Origin of the sequence: Burkholderia sp. KCJ3K979, from assembly GCF_016759955.1 — a bacterium.
Taxonomy (GTDB): domain Bacteria; phylum Pseudomonadota; class Gammaproteobacteria; order Burkholderiales; family Burkholderiaceae; genus Burkholderia; species Burkholderia orbicola.
On record NZ_JACFYV010000006.1, the window covers coordinates 78,009 to 85,330 of the forward strand.

Sequence of the window (7,322 nt, forward strand, 5' to 3'; positions counted from 1 at the left end):
TCAAGGAGATCCTCATGTCCGTATACGGTTTGCAGCGCCTCTACATCGGCGGCGGTTACGTCGACGCCACCAGCGGCAAGACTTTCGACACCTTCGATCCCGCCACCGGCGAACTGCTCGCGCAGGTGCAGCAGGCCAGCGCGGCCGACGTCGACCGCGCCGTTGCGTCCGCCCAGGAAGGCCAGCGCGAATGGGCCGCGATGACCGCGATGCAGCGCTCGCGCATCCTGCGTCGCGCGGTCGACCTGCTGCGCGAACGCAACGACGAACTCGCGGCCATCGAGACGCGCGACACCGGCAAGCCGATCGGCGAGACGCTCGCGGTCGACATCGTCACCGGCGCGGACGTGATCGAGTACTACGCGGGCCTCGCGACCGCGATCGAAGGGCTGCAGGTGCCGCTGCGCGCCGAGTCGTTCGTCTATACGCGCCGCGAGCCGCTCGGCGTGTGCGCGGGCATCGGCGCGTGGAACTATCCGATCCAGATCGCGTGCTGGAAGACGGCGCCCGCACTCGCGGCCGGCAACGCGATGGTGTTCAAGCCGAGCGAAGTCACGCCGCTCACCGCGCTGAAGCTCGCGGAAATCTATACGGAAGCCGGCGTGCCGGCCGGCGTGTTCAATGTCGTGCAGGGCGACGGCTCGGTCGGCGCGCTGCTCACCGGCCATCCGGACATCGCGAAGGTGTCGTTCACCGGCGGCGTCGAAACCGGCAAGAAAGTGATGTCGCTGGCCGGCGCGTCGTCGCTGAAGGAAGTGACGATGGAGCTCGGCGGCAAGTCGCCGCTGATCGTGTTCGACGATGCGGACCTCGATCGCGCGGCCGACATCGCGGTGACCGCCAACTTCTTCAGCTCGGGCCAGGTCTGCACGAACGGCACGCGCGTGTTCGTGCACCGCTCGATCAAGGACGCGTTCACGCAGAAGGTGCTCGAACGCGTGAAGCGCATCCGCGTCGGCAAGCCGACCGATGCCGACACCAACTTCGGCCCGCTCGTGTCGGCCGCGCAGCTCGACAAGGTGCTCGGCTTCATCGAAAGCGGCAAGGCCGAAGGCGCGAAGCTGCTCGCGGGCGGCTCGCGCCTGACCGACGGTCACTTCGGCAGCGGCCAGTACGTCGCGCCGACCGTGTTCGGCGACTGCCGCGACGACATGAAGATCGTGCGCGAAGAGATTTTCGGGCCGGTGATGAGCATCCTCGAATTCGAATCGGAGGACGAAGTGATCGCTCGCGCGAACGACACGCACTACGGCCTCGCGGCCGGTGTCGTGACCGAGAACCTGTCGCGCGCGCACCGCGCGATCCATCGCCTCGAAGCCGGCATCTGCTGGATCAACACGTGGGGCGAATCGCCGGCCGAGATGCCGGTTGGCGGATACAAGCAATCCGGTGTCGGGCGCGAGAACGGCATCACGACGCTCGAGCACTACACTCGAATCAAGTCGGTGCAGGTCGAGCTCGGCCGCTACAACCCGGTGTTCTGAGACAAGGAGATCCGTCATGACGACACGCGAATACGACTACATCATCTGCGGCGCGGGTTCCGCGGGCAACGTGCTCGCAACGCGCCTGACGGAAGATCCGGACGTCACGGTGCTGCTGCTCGAAGCGGGCGGCCCCGACTACCGCTTCGACTTCCGCACGCAGATGCCGGCGGCGCTGGCCTATCCGCTGCAGGGCCGCCGCTACAACTGGGCGTACGAGACCGATCCCGAGCCGCACATGGACAACCGCCGGATGGAATGCGGGCGCGGCAAGGGGCTGGGCGGCTCGTCGCTGATCAACGGGATGTGCTACATCCGCGGCAACGCGCTCGACTACGACAACTGGTCGACGCACAAGGGCCTCGAGAACTGGACCTATATCGACTGCCTGCCGTACTTCAAGAAAGCCGAGACGCGCGACGTCGGCCCGAACGACTATCACGGCGGCAGCGGCCCCGTGTCGGTCACGACCAGCAAGCCGGGCGTGAATCCGCTGTTCGAGGCGATGGTCGACGCGGGCGTGCAGGCCGGCTATCCGCGCACCGACGACCTGAACGGTTATCAGCAGGAAGGTTTCGGCCCGATGGACCGCACCGTCACGCCGAAGGGCCGCCGCGCGAGCACCGCGCGCGGCTACCTCGACCAGGCAAAGGTGCGGCCGAACCTCGAGATCGTCACGCACGCGCTCGCCGACCGCATCCTGTTCGACGGCAAGCGCGCGTCGGGCGTGACCTACCTGCGCGGCAGCGAGCGCGCGACCGCGCATGCGCGCCGCGAAGTGCTCGTATGCAGCGGCGCGATCGCGTCGCCGCAACTGCTGCAGCGCTCGGGCGTCGGTCCCGGCGCGTGGCTGAAAGAACTCGACATTCCGGTCGTGCTCGACCTGCCCGGCGTCGGCCAGAACCTGCAGGATCACCTGGAGATGTACATCCAGTACGAGTGCAAGGAGCCGGTCTCGCTGTACCCGGCGCTCAAGTGGTGGAACCAGCCGAAGATCGGCCTCGAATGGATGCTGAACGGCACGGGCCTGGGCGCGAGCAACCACTTCGAGGCGGGCGGCTTCATCCGCACGCGCGACGACGACCCGTGGCCGAACATCCAGTATCACTTCCTGCCGGTGGCGATCAACTACAACGGCTCGAACGCGATCGAAATGCATGGCTTCCAGGCGCACGTCGGCTCGATGCGCTCGCCGAGCCGCGGCCGCGTGAAGCTGCGCTCGCGCGATCCGAACGACCATCCGAGCATCCTGTTCAACTACATGGCCGAAGCGCTCGACTGGCGCGAGTTCCGCGATGCGATCCGCGCGACGCGCGAGATCATGCGGCAGCCCGCGCTCGACCGCTATCGCGGCCGCGAGCTGAATCCGGGCGCCGACTGCAAGAGCGACAAGGAACTCGACGCGTTCGTGCGGGCGCGCGCGGAAACCGCGTTCCATCCGTCGTGCTCGTGCAAGATGGGCTACGACGACATGGCGGTGGTCGATGAAGAAGGCCGCGTGCACGGGCTCGACGGGCTGCGTGTCGTCGATGCGTCGATCATGCCGATCATCACGACCGGCAACCTGAATGCGCCGACGATCATGATCGCCGAGAAGATCGCCGACAAGATCCGCGGCCGCACGCCGCTCGCGCGGGTCGACGTGCCGTACTTCGTCGCGAACGGCGCACCGGCGCGCAATGTGGCGAAGGCCGTACGGCAACCCGAGACGGTCTGACAAAGACGGCGCCTGCCCGGGCGCCGCGATACCCCCGCGCGGCTCGCGGCGTTCTCGCCGCGAGCCGCATTTCATCGTGCCTTCTCGTTTGCGCTGCGCGGCCCGGCTGCCGAAACGCCCCGCATCCGCTTGGCGCGGACGATCGGGTTCCTGCGCGACGTCAGGCTCATCGCGTCGCGCAGGCGGTCGAATGCGACATCCTCCTTCGCCCCGAAGCGGCTGACCGCCGGCCATGCGAGCACATGGTCGAGCCACGTCTGCCAGGTGTCGCCATGAAACCGGCGGCCGATTGCCCTTACCGTATCCGGCGCTGCGATCGCAATGCCCGCCAGCAGGTAGTGGGCCCAGAAGCTGCCCGCGCCGATCAGTCGATCGAGCCGGCACACGGCGAGCGCGGCAAGCAGCCCGTCCATCGACGCGAGATCGGCGCGATGCGTTCTGATGGCTTGCGCGACGAAGTTGTGCCGACCGCCATACGCATGAACGGAAACGCCGTTGCCCGCGGCGAGTTCGGCCGAGAACATCGCGAGCGCAGCCATCTCGTCGACACGCGTTGCGTCGTCGCGCGGGCCGCATACGCGCAACACGATCGCATCGATGACCGCGCCGGGACGAATCGGTGTTTCCGTGCTCGTTGCCGCGACCGCGGTCAGCCTTTCTCTCAGGTTCTTCGCAGGCGGCGTCTCATGCGGCCCGTCATGTTCATTCGCGACGCGTTCGATCGCGACTTCGCCATGACATTCGACGCCATCGGCGATCCGTTCGAGCGCGGCCCAGCCGACGTCGGGATCGTCGAATGCGCACGCATCGATCACGCCATGCGCGGTGTCGAATACGGCACGCGAGCCGGGGCAGCGACGCTCGGCGTCCGCGAGCTGCTGCGCGGAGGGCACATGCGCGCACGCGCCGAGCGGATCGGCCGGATCGCATGCGCAACCGCCGCCGTCGGTCGCGATCCACGGGACCAGCCGGTGGAGCACGGCCGTCGCTTCGCGGGACAGACGCGCGCCAGTTCCCGCACGGATTGCATACGAAGCGACGACGGGCGTGTCGCCGACGTCGGTCGCGGCCATCGCGCAAACCGCCGTGTCGAGATGGTCGATCAGGTACTGCAACCACGCGGCCGTGCGCAGCCGGTCGGGCGTCGCGCCGCGGGCATCGCCATACTTTGCTGGATCGGTCAGCATGGGTCGTCCGGGATGGTTCTGGCCAATTGGCCTGGTTTTGTTTCAATCGGATCGGGAGGCGCCATACACGCCACGCCGGCCCTGCAACTCCGCCCGTGTCGGATCGCGACACGGGCGGTCAACCGGCCGTCACGCTGGTAAGCATGACGGCTCGCATGAATCGGTGAAGCGGAAACTCGCGTATGCGCCGCACGGCTCGCACGCGACGGGCGCCCCGCTTCGCGGCGCCGACTGCACGCGGCGCTTCGGCAATCGATGGACGGCGGCACAAACGGCTACGCTGCCAGACGCATCCGGCCGTCGCGCCGATACGCGCGACGGCACGAACCCATCAAGGCCGCGGACCCCGCCGCGCATGCCGCACGGCCCTCGTGCGCGGCGGGGTCCGGCTTCGATCGTGCGACGCTTACTGCACGTGGAACTTCGGCGACGTCAGGACCGTACCGGTCACCGTGCAGTCCGGCGTCAGCACGGAGTTGTTGAACGCCAGCGACGAGTTCGCATCGCTCCACGCGGTCACGACCTTGCTCGGCCCGCAAGTACCGAGCAGCGTGACGTTCACCTTCACGTTGTTGATCGACAGTTGCGTCGTGCTGTCGGCCTGCCCCGTCCACGGCGACGTGCTGCTCGCGCTGCCGCTGATCAGGCCGCACGTCGCGCCGCCCGCGAACGTCGTCGACGTGATGTTGACGATGCCGGTCGACGTGATCGTGCCGTTGAAGGTCGCGGTACAACTGGCGTTGATCGAGCCCTTGCTGAGATTCGTGAGCCCCGTCGCCGAGAACGGCTCGCCGTTCGGATTCATCGGCTGGCCGTCGGCACGCGACACGGTGACGGCGAAAGCAGGCGCGGCCGAAACCGCGGTGAAAGCCACTGCAGCAACAAGCGATACGATTTTGCGAATGCTCATTTGAACTGCCCCCTCTCTTCACAAATGGCGGCACGCCGCCAGGAACGCGACCGTCCGGCCGGAACGGTCCGGCCAGCCGGTCGCAGGAAGCCGCCGGCACGCGTCATGCGCGCCGGTCGGCTCAGAACTTGTAGGAAATCCCGACGAACGTGATCAGCGGGTCAGCCTTCAGCCGCGTGCGCGTGGTCGCGAGCGTCGAGCCGTCGGCCGCCTTGATCACCAGCGACGAGTAGGTCTTCAGCGGCATGTAGGTCAGCGTCGCCGTGAGCCCCCAGTGCTTGTCGATCGCGTAGCTCGCGCCGATGTTGTAGACGGGCGTGAACGACGACGACGCCTTGCCCTCCACCGACGTCGCGCCCGGCTTGCCGGCGCCGGCGGCGAGCACGCTGCCGAGGTTCTCGTTGATGTCCTTCGCGAAGTTGCCGTTCAGTTCGATGTTGCTGAACCAGCTGTAGGCCACGCCGATCCCGACGAACGGACGAAACTTGGCCGTCGACGAATTGAAGTAGTACTGCAGGATGATCGTCGGGCTCCACTGCCGCGCATTCTTCACCGCCGGCTGGTTCGCCGACTTGTCCATGTCGACGTTGCCGAGCGCGCCGGCCGGGCCGGGCGGCCTGATCACGCCGTGTCCGGTCAGCGTGAATTCCGGTGGCACGCCGAGCACCGACGTCACCGCGATGTGATCGGTGAAGAAGTGCGTGAGCGTGAGGCCGACCGTATCGGCGTTGTTGACCGTCAGGCTCGTGCCCGGCGACGTGAACGAACCAGGCAGGCGCAACGGCCCGTTGATCGGCATGCTCGCGAGATTCGTCGTCAGCCCGTTGGTCGAATCCTGCGGCATGATGTGCAGCCAGCCCAGCGTCGCGACGTTGTCGCCCGCCTGCTGGGCCGATGCGAGCGTCGATACGCCAGCGACGACACCCGCGACAATCAGCTTCTTCATGAAGTCTCCCCCTCATTCTGTCCGGGCGCCGCGCATTCGCGCGCGGCGCCGCCGTGTCTCCATCCACACGCGGTCACTGCACGAACGCGCCGACCGTGAAGTACGGGTTGCTCGTATCGGCCATGTCGAGGAACCCGAACACGCCGCCGGTGAACACGAACTTGCCGGTCGCCGGCCCCGATGCCGCATCCGCATGCACGGTCGTCACGACGCCCGGCACCTTCTGCGTGTAGTCGAGGTTCAGCGCGCGCGTGAGCGCGGCCTGCGACGCGTTGAACGGGTCGAGCAGCGTGGCCTGCGCGCCGACGAGCGCGGTCGCGCGGTAGTTGAATGCGCTGTCGACGCCGGTGTACTCGCCGTCCTGCGAGCCCTGCGCGACCGCCGTCCGCGGGCTCAGGAACGAGATCCCCGATTCGTCGTCCGCGCTCGGCGGGCCTTGCGTGAGGTCCGCGTTCGCGGCGCCGGTGCGGATGAAAACCGGCACGAGCTGGTTGCGCAGCCTGCCGACGATCAGGATCCCCTTGCCGGCCTTCGCCGGATCGAGCGCGGCGAGCGTCGGCGGAATCTGCGGCAGGTAGTTGAGCGACTGGAATGCCGGCGCATCGGGGCGCAGCGTGAACGGCTGGTTCACGGTCGCGCTCGACGCAAGCGGCTGTCCGCCGTTCTTCTTGCCGAAGTTGTCGGTTTCCGTATAGCTGCCGTCCGCGTTGATCGTCACCTGCTGGTCGAGCGCCACCGGCTGGAAGTTCTGCGACGGCACCTGGTGATAACCGAGCTGGTTGTACGTACCGGCGATCTTCGTCAGGTCGGTCTCCAGCGACGAGAAGCTGATGAACGGGTAGTACGGAAACGTCGTCTTCGTGATCTTGCCGACGCCGATCACGCCGTCGAACTGGATCGTCGCGCCGGGGATCGCGCCGCCCAGCACGCCTTCGCCGAGGAACAGCCGCGCGGGGCGGCTCGGGTCGAGGCTCGCGTTCTGCATCCGGAACGTGCACTGGTTCAGCTTCACCGTCGGCAGCCCCGTCTCGTCGGCCAGCGTGCCGTCGACCACGTTCGCGGGCGCGGTGTCCCGCGT

At 67.5% G+C, this 7,322-nt stretch carries 6 protein-coding genes; 2 read left to right on the forward strand and 4 right to left on the reverse strand.

Going from position 1 to position 7,322, the window contains the following annotated elements:
- The first annotated feature begins 14 nt into the window (after positions 1-14).
- Together betB and betA are read left to right on the forward strand one after the other, a co-directional pair.
- Positions 15-1,484 (forward strand): betaine-aldehyde dehydrogenase, encoded by a 1,470-nt coding sequence (gene betB, locus H3O04_RS03040; protein ID WP_202587112.1) that lies wholly within the window; start codon positions 15-17, stop codon positions 1,482-1,484.
- A gap of 16 nt (positions 1,485-1,500) precedes the next feature.
- A complete protein-coding gene (gene betA / locus H3O04_RS03045; protein WP_202587113.1) occupies positions 1,501-3,201 on the forward strand; it encodes a choline dehydrogenase in 1,701 nt (566 codons plus the stop codon).
- A gap of 71 nt (positions 3,202-3,272) precedes the next feature.
- Here betA and H3O04_RS03050 read toward each other — a convergent pair whose 3' ends face one another.
- From H3O04_RS03050 to H3O04_RS03065, 4 genes are all read right to left on the reverse strand, one after another.
- Positions 3,273-4,388: a hypothetical protein gene (locus H3O04_RS03050; protein WP_202587114.1), complete on the reverse strand. Its 1,116-nt coding sequence runs from the start codon at positions 4,386-4,388 to the stop codon at positions 3,273-3,275.
- A 406-nt stretch (positions 4,389-4,794) separates the two neighbouring features.
- Positions 4,795-5,298, reverse strand: a complete 504-nt coding sequence (locus H3O04_RS03055; protein WP_006480638.1) for a hypothetical protein — start codon at positions 5,296-5,298, stop codon at positions 4,795-4,797.
- A gap of 121 nt (positions 5,299-5,419) precedes the next feature.
- Positions 5,420-6,244: an OmpW/AlkL family protein gene (locus H3O04_RS03060; RefSeq protein WP_011547079.1), complete on the reverse strand. Its 825-nt coding sequence runs from the start codon at positions 6,242-6,244 to the stop codon at positions 5,420-5,422.
- A 73-nt stretch (positions 6,245-6,317) separates the two neighbouring features.
- The coding region (locus H3O04_RS03065) for a DUF2957 domain-containing protein (protein WP_202587115.1) at positions 6,318-7,322 on the reverse strand (1,005 nt) is incomplete at its 5' end.

Excerpts from the sequence above, each read along its gene's own strand:
- betB (WP_202587112.1), top strand. The coding sequence starts at position 15 with ATGTCCGTATACGGTTTGCAGCGCCTCTACATCGGCGGCGGTTACGTC.
- betA (WP_202587113.1), top strand. The coding sequence starts at position 1,501 with ATGACGACACGCGAATACGACTACATCATCTGCGGCGCGGGTTCCGCG.
- H3O04_RS03050 (WP_202587114.1), bottom strand. The coding sequence starts at position 4,388 with ATGCTGACCGATCCAGCAAAGTATGGCGATGCCCGCGGCGCGACGCCC.
- H3O04_RS03055 (WP_006480638.1), bottom strand. The coding sequence starts at position 5,298 with ATGAGCATTCGCAAAATCGTATCGCTTGTTGCTGCAGTGGCTTTCACC.
- H3O04_RS03060 (WP_011547079.1), bottom strand. The coding sequence starts at position 6,244 with ATGAAGAAGCTGATTGTCGCGGGTGTCGTCGCTGGCGTATCGACGCTC.